This window comes from Bacillus sp. V5-8f (assembly GCF_002863565.1).
Classification (GTDB): Bacteria; Bacillota; Bacilli; order Bacillales; family DSM-1321; genus Peribacillus.
In genome coordinates, this window is the sequence record NZ_PGUW01000017.1 from 1 (window position 1) to 16,753 (window position 16,753).

General features: G+C 41.5%; 17 protein-coding genes and 1 pseudogene. 13 read left to right on the forward strand and 5 right to left on the reverse strand.

All coding sequences use genetic code 11. The features are described 5' to 3' along the window. The 4 genes and pseudogenes from CUU64_RS22100 to CUU64_RS15720 form a co-directional block, all read left to right on the forward strand. Positions 1-885: pseudogene (locus tag CUU64_RS22100) on the forward strand (hypothetical protein); the annotation flags it as partial. Then, positions 878-1,453, forward strand: coding sequence for a signal peptidase I (locus tag CUU64_RS15710; protein ID WP_101634540.1), 576 nt, complete (start codon positions 878-880; stop codon positions 1,451-1,453). The pseudogene CUU64_RS22100 and the gene CUU64_RS15710, both read left to right, overlap by 8 nt. Positions 1,454-1,653: 200 nt before the next feature. After that, complete coding sequence (locus CUU64_RS15715; protein WP_180954630.1) at positions 1,654-2,625, forward strand: TasA family protein; 972 nt, start codon at positions 1,654-1,656, stop codon at positions 2,623-2,625. 225 nt (positions 2,626-2,850) lie between these two features. Further along, positions 2,851-3,174 carry a DUF5658 family protein gene (locus tag CUU64_RS15720; RefSeq protein WP_101634543.1) on the forward strand — a complete coding sequence of 108 codons (324 nt, stop codon included), beginning with the start codon at positions 2,851-2,853 and terminating at the stop codon, positions 3,172-3,174. 465 nt (positions 3,175-3,639) lie between these two features. On the opposite strand, the gene CUU64_RS15725 is transcribed toward CUU64_RS15720, so the two are convergent. Next, entirely contained in the window at positions 3,640-3,864 is a 225-nt protein-coding gene (locus tag CUU64_RS15725) for an alpha/beta-type small acid-soluble spore protein (protein WP_101634544.1), read from the reverse strand. Between the two features lie 507 nt (positions 3,865-4,371). Between CUU64_RS15725 and CUU64_RS15730 the strand changes: the two genes are divergently transcribed. The 4 genes from CUU64_RS15730 to CUU64_RS15745 all read left to right on the forward strand — a co-directional run bounded on the left by CUU64_RS15730 (position 4,372) and on the right by CUU64_RS15745 (position 8,506). Next, a complete protein-coding gene (locus CUU64_RS15730) occupies positions 4,372-5,343 on the forward strand; it encodes a hypothetical protein (RefSeq protein WP_101634546.1) in 972 nt (323 codons plus the stop codon). Between the two features lie 142 nt (positions 5,344-5,485). Further along, entirely contained in the window at positions 5,486-5,920 is a 435-nt protein-coding gene (locus tag CUU64_RS15735; protein WP_101634547.1) for a DMT family transporter, read from the forward strand. 12 nt (positions 5,921-5,932) lie between these two features. After that, complete coding sequence (locus tag CUU64_RS15740; protein ID WP_101634548.1) at positions 5,933-6,439, forward strand: STAS domain-containing protein; 507 nt, start codon at positions 5,933-5,935, stop codon at positions 6,437-6,439. 357 nt (positions 6,440-6,796) lie between these two features. Then, the gene (locus CUU64_RS15745) at positions 6,797-8,506 is read left to right on the forward strand and encodes an alpha-keto acid decarboxylase family protein (protein WP_101634550.1); all 1,710 of its coding nucleotides are present in this window, start codon (positions 6,797-6,799) and stop codon (positions 8,504-8,506) included. Positions 8,507-8,602: 96 nt separating this feature from the next. On the opposite strand, the gene CUU64_RS15750 is transcribed toward CUU64_RS15745, so the two are convergent. Together CUU64_RS15750 and CUU64_RS15755 are read right to left on the reverse strand one after the other, a co-directional pair. Next, positions 8,603-8,737: an FbpB family small basic protein gene (locus tag CUU64_RS15750; RefSeq protein WP_101634552.1), complete on the reverse strand. Its 135-nt coding sequence runs from the start codon at positions 8,735-8,737 to the stop codon at positions 8,603-8,605. 125 nt (positions 8,738-8,862) lie between these two features. Then, positions 8,863-9,981, reverse strand: coding sequence for an NAD(P)/FAD-dependent oxidoreductase (locus CUU64_RS15755; RefSeq protein ID WP_101634723.1), 1,119 nt, complete (start codon positions 9,979-9,981; stop codon positions 8,863-8,865). A gap of 285 nt (positions 9,982-10,266) precedes the next feature. Here CUU64_RS15755 and CUU64_RS15760 point away from each other — a divergent pair, with 285 nt between their 5' ends. The 4 genes from CUU64_RS15760 (at position 10,267) to CUU64_RS15775 (ending at position 14,423) form a co-directional block, all read left to right on the forward strand. Continuing rightward, on the forward strand, positions 10,267-11,730 hold the full coding sequence (locus CUU64_RS15760) for a spore germination protein (RefSeq protein WP_101634553.1): 1,464 nt from the start codon (positions 10,267-10,269) through the stop codon (positions 11,728-11,730). Positions 11,731-11,738: 8 nt separating this feature from the next. Beyond that, positions 11,739-12,821, forward strand: coding sequence for a GerAB/ArcD/ProY family transporter (locus tag CUU64_RS15765; protein WP_101634556.1), 1,083 nt, complete (start codon positions 11,739-11,741; stop codon positions 12,819-12,821). Beyond that, entirely contained in the window at positions 12,814-13,917 is a 1,104-nt protein-coding gene (locus CUU64_RS15770; RefSeq protein WP_101634557.1) for a Ger(x)C family spore germination protein, read from the forward strand. The genes CUU64_RS15765 and CUU64_RS15770 overlap by 8 nt, the downstream gene beginning before the upstream one ends. Before the next feature lie 137 nt (positions 13,918-14,054). Further along, entirely contained in the window at positions 14,055-14,423 is a 369-nt protein-coding gene (locus tag CUU64_RS15775; protein ID WP_101634558.1) for a hypothetical protein, read from the forward strand. 257 nt (positions 14,424-14,680) lie between these two features. Here CUU64_RS15775 and CUU64_RS15780 read toward each other — a convergent pair whose 3' ends face one another. Next, on the reverse strand, positions 14,681-15,571 hold the full coding sequence (locus tag CUU64_RS15780) for a manganese catalase family protein (protein ID WP_101634559.1): 891 nt from the start codon (positions 15,569-15,571) through the stop codon (positions 14,681-14,683). Positions 15,572-15,634: 63 nt separating this feature from the next. Then, on the reverse strand, positions 15,635-15,859 hold the full coding sequence (locus tag CUU64_RS15785) for a YuzF family protein (RefSeq protein ID WP_101634560.1): 225 nt from the start codon (positions 15,857-15,859) through the stop codon (positions 15,635-15,637). A gap of 242 nt (positions 15,860-16,101) precedes the next feature. Between CUU64_RS15785 and CUU64_RS15790 the strand changes: the two genes are divergently transcribed. Further along, positions 16,102-16,725 (forward strand): exonuclease domain-containing protein, encoded by a 624-nt coding sequence (locus CUU64_RS15790; RefSeq protein WP_101634561.1) that lies wholly within the window; start codon positions 16,102-16,104, stop codon positions 16,723-16,725. Positions 16,726-16,753: the final 28 nt, after the last annotated feature.

Genomic DNA, 16,753 nt, shown 5'->3' on the forward strand with positions numbered 1-16,753 from the left:
GATCAATCAGAAGAACCGCCAGCCACTCCGGGCGAAGGAAATGTACCGGGACCGAAAGTAGAAACCCCAACAGGTGATCAATCAGAAGAACCGCCAGCCACTCCGGGCGAAGGAAATGTACCGGGATCGGAAGGAGAAACCCCAACAGGTGAACAACCAGAAGAACCGCCAGCCACTCCGGGCGAAGGAAATGTATCGGGACCGGAAGGAGAAACCCCAACAGGTGAACAACCAGAAGAACCGCCAGCCACTCCGGGCGAAGGAAATGTACCGGGACCGGCAGTAGAAACCCCAACAGGTGAACAACCAGAAGAACCGCCAGCCACTCCGGGCGAAGGAAATGTACCGGGATCGGAAGGAGAAACCCCAACAGGTAAACAACCAGAAGAACCGCCGGCCACTCCGGGTGAAGGAAATCCACCAGGACCGGAAGCAGCACCTCCAACAGGTGAACAACCAGAAGAATCGCCAACCGCTCCGAGTGAAGGAAGTGCACCGGGATTGGAAGAGGGGAGTGAGACAGGAACAGAAGAGGAAGTCCCAACAAGTGAACAGCCGACAGAAACCCCAGCAAACAGGGAAGAGGAAACAGTATCGGACACGACAGATAGCCAGTCGAATGATAATTCAGTGGGTGAACCTCCTTCTCAGTCAGATAAAGAAGAAACAAACTCCGATTCCGAAAATGGTGCATCAACAGGTAACCAGAGTGAGAATGCTTCGTCTGAATCAAGTGAAAAAGAGGCAGATTCCAATTCTGAAAGTAGTGAAGCGACAGGTAGCCAAAATGATAATACTTCATCTTTTTCAAATAAAACACAGGTTGCGCATTTTAGAAATAACTATAACGTCAAGGTGACAATTGGGTCTAAAATAGATGACTGAACTTAAAGTAAAAAATCGGATGAGGGTGAAATCACTGGTCATAAAAGCAACGAATATTTTGGGGATAATGCTTCTATTAATATTTGTTTACTTGATTCTATTCTCAAAAATTAGTGGAGGAAGCCCACAGTTTTTTGGCTATCAGTTCATGACGATATTATCGGGTTCCATGGAACCTGAAATCAATAGAGGAGCAGTTGTATTAGTAAAATCAATGAAAGACCCAGCAGCACTTCAGGAAGGTGATGTTGTTACATTTCGCTCGCCAAGAGATAGCAATCAACTCATTACACATCGTATCATGGATATTAATGAACAAGGAATTCATACCGAGTTTATTACGAAAGGCGATGCAAATCTTACACCTGACGCTAGGCCACTTTCTGCCAATTTAGTAGTGGGAAAATATCAGGGTGTTACTTTTCCGTATCTCGGTTACTTAATCGAATTTATGAAGTCAAAATTAGGTTTAATCATTTTCTTGATTATTCCTGCCATCTATATAATAGTCTCTAATATTAAATATCTTCAAACTGTTGTATCGGATTGTAAAGAGGGAGCCAGTTAAAGGGAATATCATAAAATCTTTGAACAATTATGGCCGTAACAAAAAAAGGTGAGAAGATTTTCTCACCTTTTTAAAAATTTAATGATGGAGTTTACATAGGAAGACGATTATAAGTTTTAGTCTTTCAAACAATCAGCAACAAATATCATATTTTTCTATTACTCTATAAAGATTATCCATTCGAAAGCTAGGTGATAAAAGTGAGTTCTAAATATAAAATTACGAAAGGAATCATCTTTCTCATTAGTGGCTTTATATTATTAATTTCGGCTGTTATTCCTCAAGGTACATGGTCCCTTTTTAATGACATTGAAACGAAAGGGCACACATTAGCGGTGGGAAAATGCAATATTGTGGTCTTTTCGGATTTTGATATTGATAACGTAATGCCAATGCAGGTTGAAGAAAGAATATTGACTATAGCGAACAGCGGGTCTTTACCAGTAAATAAAGTTTATTTGCATACGAAGTTAAAATTTACAGATGGCACGGATAATAAGCTCAATCCTAAAAATGGAACCACAGCAGAAGAGTTTACTGAACAGTTCGAAGTAAAATTTCGATTAGATGATGCATATGTAAAAAACGAAGATGGAAGCTTCTTCAAATTGACACTTGCTGAATTAGAGAAAAAGCCACTTAACATTGCTTCGTGGCTTCCAGGGGGCAAATTGAATGTATCTGAGGGGATTGATCTAGAAATTGAAATTTCTTTTATATCTCAATCAGTAAATAAACATAGAAATGAAATAAACAATGAAGGGCAATTTCAGGATGATTCTTTATCTGTTGATTTTGATATAGAAGGGATTTGTGGTGGAGGCGACGGTGATGATGACAAGAACGATGACGAACCAAAACAATGGGATAAAAGTTCATTAAAATTCATTGACCAAGGTCGTGAGGGTAATGCAATATATGCTGATGTAAAAAATGGGGGCTCAGGAATGGGTGGCCCTGTAAAATATGAAGTATACTGGGTTGCACAGGGTAATCCTAAAGGAGGGGAAATTGTAGCAACTGGTACAGTTCCTACTCTAGGTTCCGGCCAAACATATAAGATTATGTATAATCCAAAAAAATCTGGAACCTATATGATTAAAGCATACCAGCGTCCGGGTCATCGTGGTACAGGGGAATTGTGGAGTGGAGAAATTAATTTTCCAAAATGAAGAGAGTTATATAAGGTAGATGAACTAAAGAAGGACTGATTTGCTTTGGTGAAGTAAATTTCCTGATTTCGTTCTTTGAGTGAGGGATGTTTCCTTTTTTTAAATAAAGAAAGAATAGCGCAACTGTATAAGACCTTGATTGAATAAAAAGTAACAATCAAGGTCTTTTTAAAAGTATCAATTCTCAATTAAGAACAGATATTTTTTTACAAAGAGGTGATCCAAATGAAACACCTATTCCAATACCTCGCTATTCTCAACCTCCTAGCCGCTTTCCTTACATATTATGGCTTGCTCAATTCCCATATCACCGAAGCAAATCCTCTTATGAACTCTTTATATGAAACCCATCCTTTTTTGTTTATGACGGTCAAATTGACGCTTTCGTTCCTATTATATGTTCTTAGTTTATACATAAAGCCCCGCCCTGCTTATTGGATAAAAGGCATCTCCATTGCGGATTGGCCTTCTATACGTTCATATGCTTGCTCCACGGTTATTGGCTGGTCCTCGTTATATAAGTTTGCGCCTTTCCCCTATATTGAGTAAAAGGATCGTCCCAATTGTATCATTGATTTACTGCGAACATCCTGTGTCCGCCTTCAGGAAGATAGGCGATTTCCCCCTTCGGATGGGGAAGTTCCCCGATATGGAAAACACTATTGTAGGCGAATAAAATGATTTTTAACATCATGCGGGGATGATAAGCAGAGCGGCCCCCACCGGATAGAGACTGGCGAAAATAGAAGGACTAATCTGGTCGACGGCATGGCTGACGATCCGGAAAAGGTGGTGTTTGGGGATGAGGATTTCAATATCCATTGGAAGGATTAGCTGGTCAATGTTATACTGAATGTACATAAGAAAACATTGCTTTCTCGTATGATTTGGTGTGGTACTTTATTATACCAAAAGGAAATGTTTTCTTATTTTTTTATGCCCACAAAAAAAGAGGCGCCCAAAAGTCACTTTTGGGACAGCCTCAATCCATATATCATTAGGTTTTATTGATGCTTAACGAGAAGAGTTCGGTGGTGCAACTTGTCCAGACAATTGGGATTGAGCTGTAGCGATCAGACGTTTTACGATTTCACCGCCTACTGAACCGTTTGCACGCGCTGTTTGGTCAGCTCCAAGCTCAAACCCAAACTCAGCTGCGATTTCATACTTCAGCTGCTCAATTGCCATTTCTGCACCTTGTACTAAAAGGCGATTGCGGCCTCCACGACGATTAGACATGTTTCGTCACCTCCTCATTACCTATGTTCTCTTATTGTTAAAAACAAATGCATTCAAAATTTTGGAATACGTATCGTTGAACAATTCTGCTATTATAAGATGTTAATTGTTTTTCCCCACTTGAAAGTATATTCGGTTGCCAAGGGAGATGGGAAACAGATCCAAAATGCGTTCATTCTTAAGGAGGATTTGCAGCAATACGAATTAATGAATGTACTTGATTACGTAAAGCGTAAAATATTTTGAAGATATGCAACTCTTATTTATTGATAAGAGAACGGGACTTGTTGATGAGCAACTTAATTTTTACTTGCTGTGGGCATTTTCTTGCATGGGGATTACTGAAAATAGTGGTGTTAAACCAAGCCAAGTTCCTTTTTCAAAAAACTGGCTGAATATGGAGTGAATATTTTTTTATAAAATCAAAAAAATAGTAAAAAAATGTATAAAAAAGAGACTCCTGCAAAATCTATAAGTGTTGGTACTAAACTTCAAGGAGGAATCAACATGTCTCAATCACAACAACAGATGCAACAAAGAGCACAACAACTAGGGATGCAAGCAGGTGGATTTGGTATGCAGAGCGGAATGTCTGGAGCATTTGGCGGCCCCGTTCAATCTATCACTCAGCCAGGATTTGCAGGAACCAGCCCTCAGCAAGTAAGACAAGATATTCAGCGTGACTTGCAATATGGTTCTCTCCAGCAGCAAGGTGGTTTCGGCAGTCAGGCTGGAATGCAAGCTGGCGGTTTGGGAATGCAAACAGGTATGACAGGCGGATACAGTTCACAGCAAATGGGCGGTCCTTTACAAGCGGTCATGCAGCCAGGATTTGCAGGAACAAACCCTCAGCAAGTAAGGCAAGATATCCAACGAGATTTACAATATGGGTCTAGCCAACAGCAAGGCGGCTTCGGGATGCAAGCGGGATCGACAGGAGGATATGGTTCACAGCAAATGGGCGATTCGATACAATCAGTCATGCAGCCAGGATTTGCTGGAACAAACCCTCAGCAAGTAAGACAAGATATCCAACGAGATTTACAATATGGTTCTAGCCAGCAGCAAGGCGGCTTCGGCATGCAGTCAGCTGGAATGCAAGCAGGTGGATTTGGTATGCAGAGCGGAATGTCTGGCGCATTTGGCGGCCCCGTTCAATCTATCACTCAGCCAGGATTTGCAGGAACGGATTCTCAGCAGGTAAGACAGGATATCCAACGCGACCTGCAATATGGTTCTAGCCAGCAGCAAGGGGGCTTTGGCATGCAATCAGCAGGAATGCAAGTTGGCGGTTTTGGCAGTCAGGCCGGAATGACAAACGGATATAGTTCACAGCAAGTGGGCGGCCCCGTTCAATCTATCATGCAGCCAGGATTTGCAGGAACGGATGCCCAGCAGGTAATACAGGAAATTCAAGCAGCTACCGAACAAGCTGGCCAAACAGGATTTACAAATGGAATTCAAGGTGGTCTTCAATAATAGGAACATATTGCGTGAATGCCCTTCTTTGTGAAGGGCATTTTGCGTTAATACAGCTTCAATTGTTAAAGAAGTTCCATCAAGTATTTTCTGGTTAGAGTATAATGGAAAAATAGAAAACAATAGAAGGAGGCAATTCGTTGTGAAATTTATTTTTCCTTTGCTTGCATTAATGGGCGGATTCGCGGTTGCTGTTCAAGCCCAGATAAATGGCGGATTGGGAAAAAAAGCGGGGGCGTTTGAGGGAGCGTTTGTTTCATTTCTCATTGGGACACTTGCTTTATTCTTTTTGATGCTGTTCTTTGGAAAAGGAAATATTTTAGCGGTGCAAGCTGTGCCCAAATGGCAGCTTATAGGCGGTTTACTTGGTGCCTTTTATGTCACTGTCATGATTCTCGTAGTCCCAAAGATAGGTGTTGCCCCCACATTGGTTTCTGTTATTGCCGGACAAATTATCATAGGGGCCGTCATTGATCACTTTGGATTGTTTGGTGGAGTAAAAATACCAATCGATTTAAAAAAGATTATGGCAATCGTTTTATTATTCGTATCACTCTACTTATTTAACTATAAATGACTAAAAGAAAAAATGAGATCCCGTCTTAAAAATGCGAGGGAGAGCGATATTCTAATAATAATAAATTCCAGGATAAGGGCGTGTGCGCTCGACATCAGTTTGACTGAGACGATTCTTGCTTATGAGGAGTACACAGACAAGATTATCAAAAATAGGAGAACGGAAGCGAATGAGTTATCGGCACCGGTCGTGCCAATCCAGGACGGGATGGCTGTTCTTCCATTGATTGGGTCCTTTGATCATGACAGAGCCGAACATTTAGTAAATAAGGTAGTCCCAAAAATCAGTGAACTTGGGGTAGAATGCTTGATTATTGATTTTTTCGGCATTGTAACGATTGATTCAGAGGTTGCCAACCATATCTTTAATGTGTATAAAGTGCTTCGGCTGCTGGGAATTCAAGTGATTGCCACCGGAATCCGTCCGGATTTAGCAACTAAGGTAATAGGGGGCGGCATGGATTTCTCATCGATCAGAACGTTCGCAAATGTGAAGCAGGCGATAGAAAGCATTGGGTGAAAACCATATATTTATAGAGTTCCATTAAATAGTAATTACTGAATTTATTAGCATTTTATTAGATTTCATTTGTACCGCCACTTCAAAACCCAAAACATAGATAACCTTGCAGGACAAAAAGAACAACAGTAAATAAATAAGCTTGAGAAGGAAGTTGAACAAAGAACGGAAGAACTGGCAGTATGATACCAAAATGACGTAACAATCGATACACAACATTAAATTGAGCCGTTTTTGGCGACGATTTTTTCCATAAGGATTGAAAGGCCTCCGTCACTTATCGTGATTAGCTGAAAATGGATAGGGTATATAATCGGTGGAAGCTATCAACCATCAATCCATTAGGAGTGATAAACAGTGTTATCTTCAAAGCCCGCAATATCAGCGGAACTTGGACAGACGGATGACATCACGCTTGGCCAGTATTTATTGGACTGCTTAAAGCGTGAGGGCATACAAGAGGTCTTCGGGGTACCGGGGGATTTTAACTTTACCCTTTTGGATACGCTTGAAAAACAAGCAGATATTCGATTTATCAATGGCCGAAACGAGTTGAATGCCGCTTACTCAGCAGACGCATATGCCCGATTAAAAGGAATAGGGGCACTAATAACGACCTTTGGAGTTGGAGAAATGAGCGCCTGCAATGCCATTGCGGGTGCTTATAGTGAAAATGTGCCTCTTATCCATATCGTAGGAACACCAAAGTCAAAGGAACAAAGGGAGAAGAAGCTGCTGCACCATACCCTGATGAATGGGGATTATGATGTTTTCCGGAAAGTATATGAGAATATTACCGGCTACACAGTGATATTGACGCCGGAAAATGCGGAGCTAGAAATCCCGGTAGCAATAAGGATTGCTAAGGAAAAGAAAAAGCCTGTGTACTTGTCAGTCGCCATCGACCTTGTAATGAAACCGATATTGCGGCACAACTTGCAGCCAACTGACGAAAAAAAAACAAAAGAAAATTCGTTACGGGCGGCCGTCAGCCATGTTGAGGAAATGTTAGATTCTGCCCGGAGTGTTGTGCTGTTAATAGATACATTAACGATTCGGTACGGTCTTCAAAATGCTGCAATGCGTCTAGCTGAAGAAATGCATGTGCCTGTTGCGTCTATGATGCAAGGGAAAGGTGGATTTGATGAAAGCCATCCCCTATATATAGGAACATATGGAGGTCCATTCGGAGATAAAGAGGTGTGTGGCATCGTTGAAGGAGCCGATTGTGTCATTATGGTAGGACATGTGAAGTCTGATGTCAACATGGCAAAATTTACGGCAAAGCTGAATCCGTTGAATACGGTAACGATTCAGCCTCAATTTGTTATAGTCAGCGAAGCTGAATATGAGAATATTTATGCAGAGGATATGCTGGATGCATTGCGGAAAAGCGGCTTTCGGCAGCGGGAAACCCCTAGTAGCAAAGGTTTTCCATATGACGTTGTTAGAGGAGGCCAGGATGAGCTTATTGCTGCCTCATCCTATTATCCCCGGATTCAACAAATGCTGAAAGACAGTGATATCGTAGTAGTCGAAACAGGTACGTTTTCTTATGGAATGTCACAGGTTAGACTGCCAAAGGGAGCGAATTATATTGCTCAAGGGGGATGGCAGAGCATCGGGTATGGGGTTCCGGCAGCGTTTGGTGCGTGTCTGGCGGAAAAGGATAGGCGGGTCCTTCTTTTTACTGGAGAAGGCTCGCTTCAGTTAACGGTACAGGAAATTAGTTCGATGCTGGAAAACGATTGTAAGCCGATCATATTCGTTCTAAACAACGAAGGATACACAATTGAAAAATATTTGAATGTAAAGTCTGAAAATCAGAAATATAACCAGATACCCGCATGGGAGTATACGAAACTGGCTGATATTTTTGGCGGCATTGCGTTTACTGCAAAGGTGCGCACAAATCAGGAGCTGGATGAAGCCATAAAGCAGGCAGAGACTGAGTGCAAGGATAAATTGTGCATCATAGAAATGGTCGTTCATGATCCAATGGATGCTCCTGAGTATCTCCAACGTATGCGGAATTATCTGGAGGAGCAAGAGAAATTGCAGAATTAACAGTACCGTGTTGGAAAATCATGATTATGCTTAATAAAGACAAAACCCACTCTTGCTATGAGTGGGTTTAACAGTTTAAGCTATATAGGACAATGTCTAAGCAAGCTTTTTAATTTCATGGCGTTGTTCGATTCGTTTATCGATTTTTTCTAATTCTTTTTTGTCGTTAAGTAATTCCTTTTTATTTTCCTGTACCAATTCTTCTAATGATTTCGTTAATCGGCGTCGCATTATATAGGCACTCCTTTAAGTGTGTGAATTAATATATCTGAAAATAATATATATTTTAAATAATATGATATATAAAAGGGAGTATCATTTTAAAAAGTGACAGTTTCATGACATTTTTAAACACTTTACCCTATAGCAGTAGATATATCGTAATCTTCTAGATTGATTTCCGTTTCCCATCCAAGGGCAAGTCTTGACAGTTGGTCTCCTAAATATGGGCCCATCGTCAAACCAGAAGCACCCAATCCATTTGCAATCAATATTCCGTCCCAACCGGGTAGCGAACCTATAACAGGGAGAAATCCAGGTGTATAAGGACGAAAGCCGGCTCGTGCTTCTAAAAATGTACTATTCGTTAAACCAGGAGCGGTCTCAAGTGACTTGTTGATCACTTCCTGCAATCCTCCAGCCGTAATACGGTTGTCGAACCCTTGTATTTCATTTTCATGAGTAGAGCCAATTACAACCCTCTGGTCCTCGAATGCCAGAAAATATTGGTTACTGGATGGCATTGCTACTGGCCATTTACTTGTATCAGTGTCGGGTATGCGTAAATGAACAATTTGTCCTTTTTGCAAGCTCACTTTAAAATCAATACCGAGTGGCTCCAACAATTGGTTGGCCCACGCACCGGCACATACTATTACTTTATCAGCAGTATAAGATTGTTCACCTACAGAAACACCTGTTACATGATCACTGTTAAAGTGAAGGGCAGCGTTGCCGTAAATCAGCGTAGCACCGTGTTTTTGAGCTGCCCGCAATAGGGCATCCCGTAGAGAGCGTCCATCGACCCGAGCAGCACCACTTACATGGACAGAGGAATACCCTTCTGCTAGTGGTGGAAAACTTGCCTTGGTTTCTTCTATGGTAAGACGGTTGATGCTTCCGATTTCCGGTGCTTCCACCTTACGAATTTCCGCACGTTTCTCCATCGCAAGAAGTTTCTTTTCGTCAGTATGTAAACTAATTGCACCGACCCGGGCATAGCCGGTTTCTGTTTCCCCATCGGCCTCAAGCTGCTCGATCAAGCCAGGGTAAAAGCGGGCCCCTGCTTTTGCCAGTTGGTACCAAGCCTGGTTGCGCCTTTGGGATAACCATGGGCAAACGATCCCTGCAGCGGCACTAGTGGCCTGACCCGCATCTTTTCGATCTACAATGAGGACTTCCGCCCCCTTTTTTACCAGCTGGTAAGCAGTTGAAGCTCCTAGGATTCCAGCCCCGACAACAATGAACTTTTTCACAAGTTTGCATCCTTTCATTAACGGACTAACTGGGATTGGCTGTAAGCCAAACCGTGAAATTCGTGAATATGAGTAGATATAAAGGAAGTATGTCATTAAAATGACTCCAATGTCAAAAGCTATAAAGCTTCATCAGAATAATCAAGGGAAAAGCTTTGCAAATACAACCCCTACTATTTTGATAGTTTTATGCTAATGATAGGACCGAAATTCATAGTGATTTGCATAACAAACCAAATTTAACAAAAGCTATCCGAAAGAAAAAGTGAATTTCGGAGGCATAAAATGGTTGGAGTATTTAAAAGAAAAAACAAGAAGCTTACATCTGAGGAAAAAGAGCCTAATATTATTCCAACTCTCGCAGCTATACGGGAGGAATTCAGGGATTGTGCAGATTTGGTGGAAAATGATATCACCCATCTATCGTTACAATACACGTATATAGAGAATCTCGTAAAGGAAGCAAAAGTACAAGAGCTCCTTGTTGAACCCTTTGACAAAGGAAAACCAGACGATGTAATAAAAATACTTTCAGAAACAAGATATCAGGAAGTAGCGGATAATGAAACCCTGTGCCAGGGGGTGTTAGATGGAAAAGCTGCTATATTTTATAAAGAGAAAGCTTATTTGGTAAATGTGTTTGGGCCGGAAGCCAGATCAATTGCTGAATCGCAAACGGAATCGGTCATCATTGGCCCACACGATTCATTTGTAGAATCTGCGGGAAATAATCTCTCTCTTATACGAAGGCGAATTAAGAGTTCCAGCTTGAAAACGTTAAAATTTCGTGTAGGTAACGTATGTAACACAGATGTCTATATTGTTTATATTGAAGGAATAGCAAACCCCGAATTCGTATCACTTACGAAAAAACGGATACTAGCGATTGGAAGAGACGGGATCATTGATTCTGCTATGCTCGTTCAAATGATTGATGACCAGCCATATTCTGTTTTTCCGCAATTCTTGACGACTGAAAGGCCCGATTCCACAGCTTCCAAACTTTTAGAAGGGAAAATCGTCATTATGGCTGACGGGAGCCCTTCCGTCATAATTGCCCCAACCAGTTTTTTTGAATTCTTCAATACCTCGGAGGATTATTACCAAAGATGGGCAGTTGCCACTTTTTTACGAATCCTTCGGTATACGGCATTCTTTATTACCATTTTTTTTACGGCCTTTTATGTTGCCGTGACAACGTTTCATTACGAAATGATTCCGCGGCCCCTATTGATGACGCTTCTTAAATCACGGATGCGAGTTCCTTTTCCGCCTCTGTATGAGGCATTGTTAATGGAGGTAACGGTGGAATTATTACGGGAGGCAGGAGCTAGGCTGCCTACGAAAATTGGCCAGACAATTGGCATTGTTGGAGGTATTGTGATTGGGGAATCAGCGGTACAGGCGGGTTTAACGAGCAACATTTTGATTATCTCCACCGCCATTTCGGCCATTGCCTCTTTTGTCATTCCGAGCTATATGATGAGCCAGTCGATACGCCTGGTTCGTTTTGGTATCATTCTGCTGGCAGGAATCTGGGGGAATTTCGGCATTATGATAGGCCTTGGGTTTGTGCTTATTCATTTGGCAAGCCTGACAAGTTTAAAAACATCTTATATGACACCGATTACTCCGATGGCCTTTGGTGATTTGAAGGATATCCTCATTCGTGCCCCATTTTCTAAATTGAGAACGCGACCTTCCCAGTCAAGAACCGATCATTCTATTCGCAGGAAAAACGGAGAGTAGGGACACGTATGAAAGAAAAATTGCATTCATTTCATCTTGTTATACTGGTTTACTTGACTCAAACCGGCGTTGTCCTGTTTGCCCTTCCCCACACACTGGCGGTACATTTTGGTACAAATGGATGGCTTGCGTTGTTTCTTGTGTCAGCTCTGGCTTATCTCAATATATTCTTAATAGGAGCCGCATACAGGAGAGCAAAGGGACAATGTATCTTAGACCTTATTGAGGAGCGTTTCCAGCGTGTAGCGGCCTACCTACTTTTTGGATTTCTTGCTGTGGTTTGGAGTGTGATTGCCTGCCTAATTGCCAAACAGTATGTAACCCTCTACCAGCTTTTGTCGTATCACTCAACGCCTACCCTGGCGTTAAAATTAGCATTTGATCTTCTTGTGTATATGCTTGTGATAAAAGGAATTTATATTATCGCAAAAACATCCACTTTCATTTTTTCCATCTCGGTAATATTGTCCGTCCTATTCATGTATTTTTTCAGGGAGATCGAATTGGCCCGTTTTACTTCATTCGTATTTAAGGAAGGGGATGGGTGGACAAGGGGCATATTTCAAACATATTTAACGTTTATCGGGTACGAGCTCTCCATTCTTTTTTTTCCGTTTACAAACAGGGAATCCAAGTTCTTCAAATCGCTTATGCTAGGACAGTTGGTCACAACCATAATCTACGCCTACACGTCTATTATTTGCTTTGGCTTTTTTGGCCACCAGTATTTAAAGAAAATACTATTTCCCTTATTGGATGCCCTTTCTTATATTCAGTTCCCTTTCGTGGAACGATTGGAAAACTTCCTTTATGGTTTATTTTTATTAAAGACTCTCATTTCTGTTACGGTGTTTTATTGGGCTTCTATTCAGGCTGCAAATCGAATCTTTAAAACAATAAACCGGAATTTCCTGTCTGCACTAATCATTGCCGGGACACTGGCCATTTCGGCATTTGCCTATTCAATGGAGGAAGTGGAGAATTGGTTGACTAATTTATCCATCGTTGAGATGGGCATCGGATTTTTGCTGCCTGCTATCACTATACTGCTAACACGCCAGCGGCAAGAAAGAAGGCAAGTAGATGGATAAATATAGAAAGTGGCTGATTTTACTAATCCTCCTGACGGGTTGCGGAGACCAGCGAATTCTGGAGGATCAGGCAATGGTTCAGACGATCACGTATGATTTAGCGGGGAAACAAAATGGGATGGATCAGATCCAGGTCAGTGCAGCCCTCCCCCTTGCGAAAAAGGAGGAATCTCAGAAAATCATTTCCACCAAAGCAAAGAGCATGCTGGAAGCACAAATGAAAGCGTCAGAACAAACAGACTGGGACATTGTGCATGGGCAGCTAAGAACTGTGTTATTCGGGAAGAGTGTCGCTAAAAAAGGTCTCTCAAGTTACTGCGATACACTTGAGAGAGACCCTTCAGTCGGACATCGAACGCACATCATGATTACTAATGGAAACGCTGCAAAGATGCTTTTTGACAATTATCAACAGCAAAAGGGTACCTATGAGTATATCGACCAATTGATAGAGAAAGAAAGCAAAAATAATCGCCTGCCTGAAATCAATAGCTATCAATTCATGAGGGACCTGTATGATGATGGAATTGATCCAGTCGCCCCGCAACTGGTTAAAAAGAAGAAGCATGTAGAGGTAGACGGAATTGCCTTATTCCGTGATGATCATTATATCACCTATTTAGATTCTTCCATGGGTCCCTTTTATATGCTTCTAACAAAAACGGTCAAAAAAGGGCGTCTGACTTTTACATGGGAGGGAGGCAAGAATCGGGAAGCGGAGTTATTGACATTTTCCATTACGGACAGTGACCAGAAAATAGATATAAAACGCTCTGTCCGCCATCCTTTTGCTCTCGTTATTTCGGTAAATGTGAAAGGCACGGTTCTGGAGTATATGGGAGAAGGCAATATAGCAAACCCTAACCAACATAGCCGTATTGAAAAGAAGATGGAAAAACATTTAAAGGAAAAGATGAAAAAAGTTGTTGCCTTTACACAGAAACATAGGGTCGATTCACTTGGTATTGGAAAAGTGGTCCGTAACAGCTTGAACTATGAAGAATGGAATAAGCTAAATTGGCGAGAAACATATTCAAATATCCCGATAACAATACATACGGATGTTCAACTGCGGGATTACGGAAGAGTGAACTAGTAGTGGGACTCTGAAACTTATGGGAATTTATAGTGTAAGGGGGCTAATGTCGTTAAAAATTGCCACCACTGCATTCATAATCTATGTTTTTAACCGATATAGAAAAGAAAGATATAAAGAAGAGTGGGGATACAACTTTGAACATCAAGGATTTATTACTGAAAATCAACCAATCTGTAAATGAACTTGACCTAGTGACCACCAGGAAGTACATTGAAGAAAATTTAGAGATCCTGAATGATAATAGAAATCTATTGAAGGGAAATGCTCGTGTGTTGCTTGAGTTTCTTACTAACAGAAGGGACGCAGGCCATGAACCTCTTACAAGGGGGGAAATGGCTACAGCAAGTGCCATTAATTCCTTTGCTTCCAAGTTTGATGTAAGATCCGTTAAAGTAACGATAAAAGATAAGGAGAAGCTGCTCATGCGGAAAGATTTTATCGATCACTTGAATGCTGATGCGAAGATCATTCTGGAAGGAATGGGAGCAATCCAAAAGGGATAAATTTTATTGATAGGACAGGAATATTAAGTGTTCCTGTCCCTGTTTTTCTCTGCCATCTGAAAGCTACTATTTTCTAATGTGCCAGAATCTATGCTGTTCATCGCACATCTGTTGCTGGCCGACCGGTTTACAAACAATATTCCTCCTTATTTCTCAGGACTACTAATTCCATCGATTGAACTCAGCTTAATCGAAAGAGTTCCGATTATAAAAGTAGCCTGCGGAAAGTAGCTCCGACAGGCGTTCTTAGAAGGGGATTAAATATTGCTCATTAACCTTTTTAAGATTCTATCATAATCGTCTCTATCAATGCCAGGAGCAAATTGCTCAGGCTTTTCCTCAAAGTCAGGAATAGGCGCTCCTTCAGGGATTCCATCAATTACCCTCAATGGTTCACCAGTTTCTGGGTTTTTCCCTTTCCATATCATGCTGATGTCTCTATATTCAGGTTCATCCCATGTATACAGTACATTGTGCAGGCCTTGATCCATATATTTTTTTGCAGCATCAAATTTATAATTGTCCAAACTTGGGACTGGCAGCATCTTGCCTACTTCAACCCCTGTTGCGACCTCAAGTGCTTTGGCATAAGCAAGAATATGCGTACCTCCGCGAACGAGAAGAAACCCGCACAGTTCCCTTGCAGTAGGATGGTCTGTCATTTCATAAACCCTCATCTTGTGGGTCCGTGCACCAATTTCCAGCATGTAATTATACAATAAATCCTCAACCAAAACGCCTGTGTTGGTCACATATTCACCGTTCCATGGCCTTCCCATTGAATCACCCGGATAAGCTGTTTGTGCCTGAAGTGTATAGTACAGGGAATACCTTGCATCTTTACCTTCCTGCAAAGGTGCCGCATCAGGATCTGCCGGATAGGTATTTCCGAAAGTTAAAAGATTAATGGTATTGGCTACAAGCTCAACATGGGCAAACTCTTCTGCTGATATGCTCGCAATTAGATCGTGGAAAGGCTTTAATTTTTTCTTGCCGCGAAAGTTAAAGGATTGGAACATATAGTTATTCAAAGTGGACATTTCACCGAATTTGCCGCCTAATAAATCTTGTACCGCTGAGGCAGCGTTTGGATCTCCGTGTTCGGGCCGTGGAAGCTCCACTTGTAGCCTATTTATGCGTTTAATCATAATAATCCCCCGATCGTATAAGGTTTGTGCATACATCAATGCATATGTCGGGGGAAGTTTGTATTATTCCAGTGTATAAGAGGGATTCGGAACCACCCAAACAATTTCCTTTGTCCTAATAAAAAAATTATTGCCGCCCATTTCCACAACGATATGGTCGGGCATGGCGTTTTTTAGGATGCCTCTTACTAAGAATTTAGTTGTTTGCACGGCTACATGCGCTCCTACAATTGATGATAATGTTTGATAAACATATGGATCTTCCAGTTTCCATTCAACCTCTTCCATCTTCTCCGCTCCCTTTTTATCAATTTCCACTGTGCATTATATGAACAGGATACAGAAATGGGTATTTGTCTTGATGAAAAATTTAGCGGCCAGCCATTGAGCGAGCAGACCCATCGACACGGTGGCGTATTAAATACGGTGGGGATGTGATCCCACTCGACAAATTTAGTGGAATAATTCCAGAAAATCTTATAAGCTATAGTTTGAAGGTTCTTTTTATAATATATTGGAGGTTGAATGGATTGATCCGACAGGAAAAGTTGGGATTGCTGGTGGACGTTGAAACCACGGGATTGGGTCCTGCGACTGACGAAATAATTGAACTTGCTGTCAAGTTATTTTCCTTTAATGAAGATACAGGAGAGATTATAGAGGTGATCGAGGAAGAGTCTTTCCTGAGAGAACCGTTATCACCTACTGCAAAACGAAATTATCCAAATGCCTACCGGGTTCATGGAATACCTTATGATTTAGTGGAAGGCAAGAGCTTCCTGGATGATAGAATTAAAGCTTACTTTCACCAGACGGATGCTGTCTTTGCCCATAATGCTTCCTTTGACCGAAGCTTTCTCTATCATATGTATCCTGAAATTAATGATGCAAAATGGTATTGTACGATGCGGAATGTACCCTGGAAAAACTATGGATTTGCAGATAGCAAACTGCTAACCCTGCTTAAAGCGCATAATATAACGAGTTACCAATCACACAGGGCGATGGATGATATTACATACTTGATGGAGCTGTTAAGTCAAATCAATCCCGCCGGTGATACCTATCTTAAAGAAGTCGTTTCCTATGGCCATATGAGAAGATACCAGCCTTCAGCTGCAAAACGGGGGAACTGGGTGAAAAGAAAAGCATAAATAAAAAGGGTCAGAATCACCGCCTTAA

Coding starts and splice junctions, on each gene's coding strand:
- CUU64_RS15730 (WP_101634546.1), top strand. CDS start 4,372: ATGTCTCAATCACAACAACAGATGCAACAAAGAGCACAACAACTAGGG.
- CUU64_RS15765 (WP_101634556.1), top strand. CDS start 11,739: ATGAAAGAAAAATTGCATTCATTTCATCTTGTTATACTGGTTTACTTG.
- CUU64_RS15750 (WP_101634552.1), bottom strand. CDS start 8,737: ATGCGACGCCGATTAACGAAATCATTAGAAGAATTGGTACAGGAAAAT.
- CUU64_RS15740 (WP_101634548.1), top strand. CDS start 5,933: ATGAGATCCCGTCTTAAAAATGCGAGGGAGAGCGATATTCTAATAATA.
- CUU64_RS15720 (WP_101634543.1), top strand. CDS start 2,851: ATGAAACACCTATTCCAATACCTCGCTATTCTCAACCTCCTAGCCGCT.
- CUU64_RS15780 (WP_101634559.1), bottom strand. CDS start 15,571: ATGATTAAACGCATAAATAGGCTACAAGTGGAGCTTCCACGGCCCGAA.
- CUU64_RS15760 (WP_101634553.1), top strand. CDS start 10,267: ATGGTTGGAGTATTTAAAAGAAAAAACAAGAAGCTTACATCTGAGGAA.
- CUU64_RS15785 (WP_101634560.1), bottom strand. CDS start 15,859: ATGGAAGAGGTTGAATGGAAACTGGAAGATCCATATGTTTATCAAACA.
- CUU64_RS15710 (WP_101634540.1), top strand. CDS start 878: ATGACTGAACTTAAAGTAAAAAATCGGATGAGGGTGAAATCACTGGTC.
- CUU64_RS15770 (WP_101634557.1), top strand. CDS start 12,814: ATGGATAAATATAGAAAGTGGCTGATTTTACTAATCCTCCTGACGGGT.
- CUU64_RS15725 (WP_101634544.1), bottom strand. CDS start 3,864: ATGTCTAATCGTCGTGGAGGCCGCAATCGCCTTTTAGTACAAGGTGCA.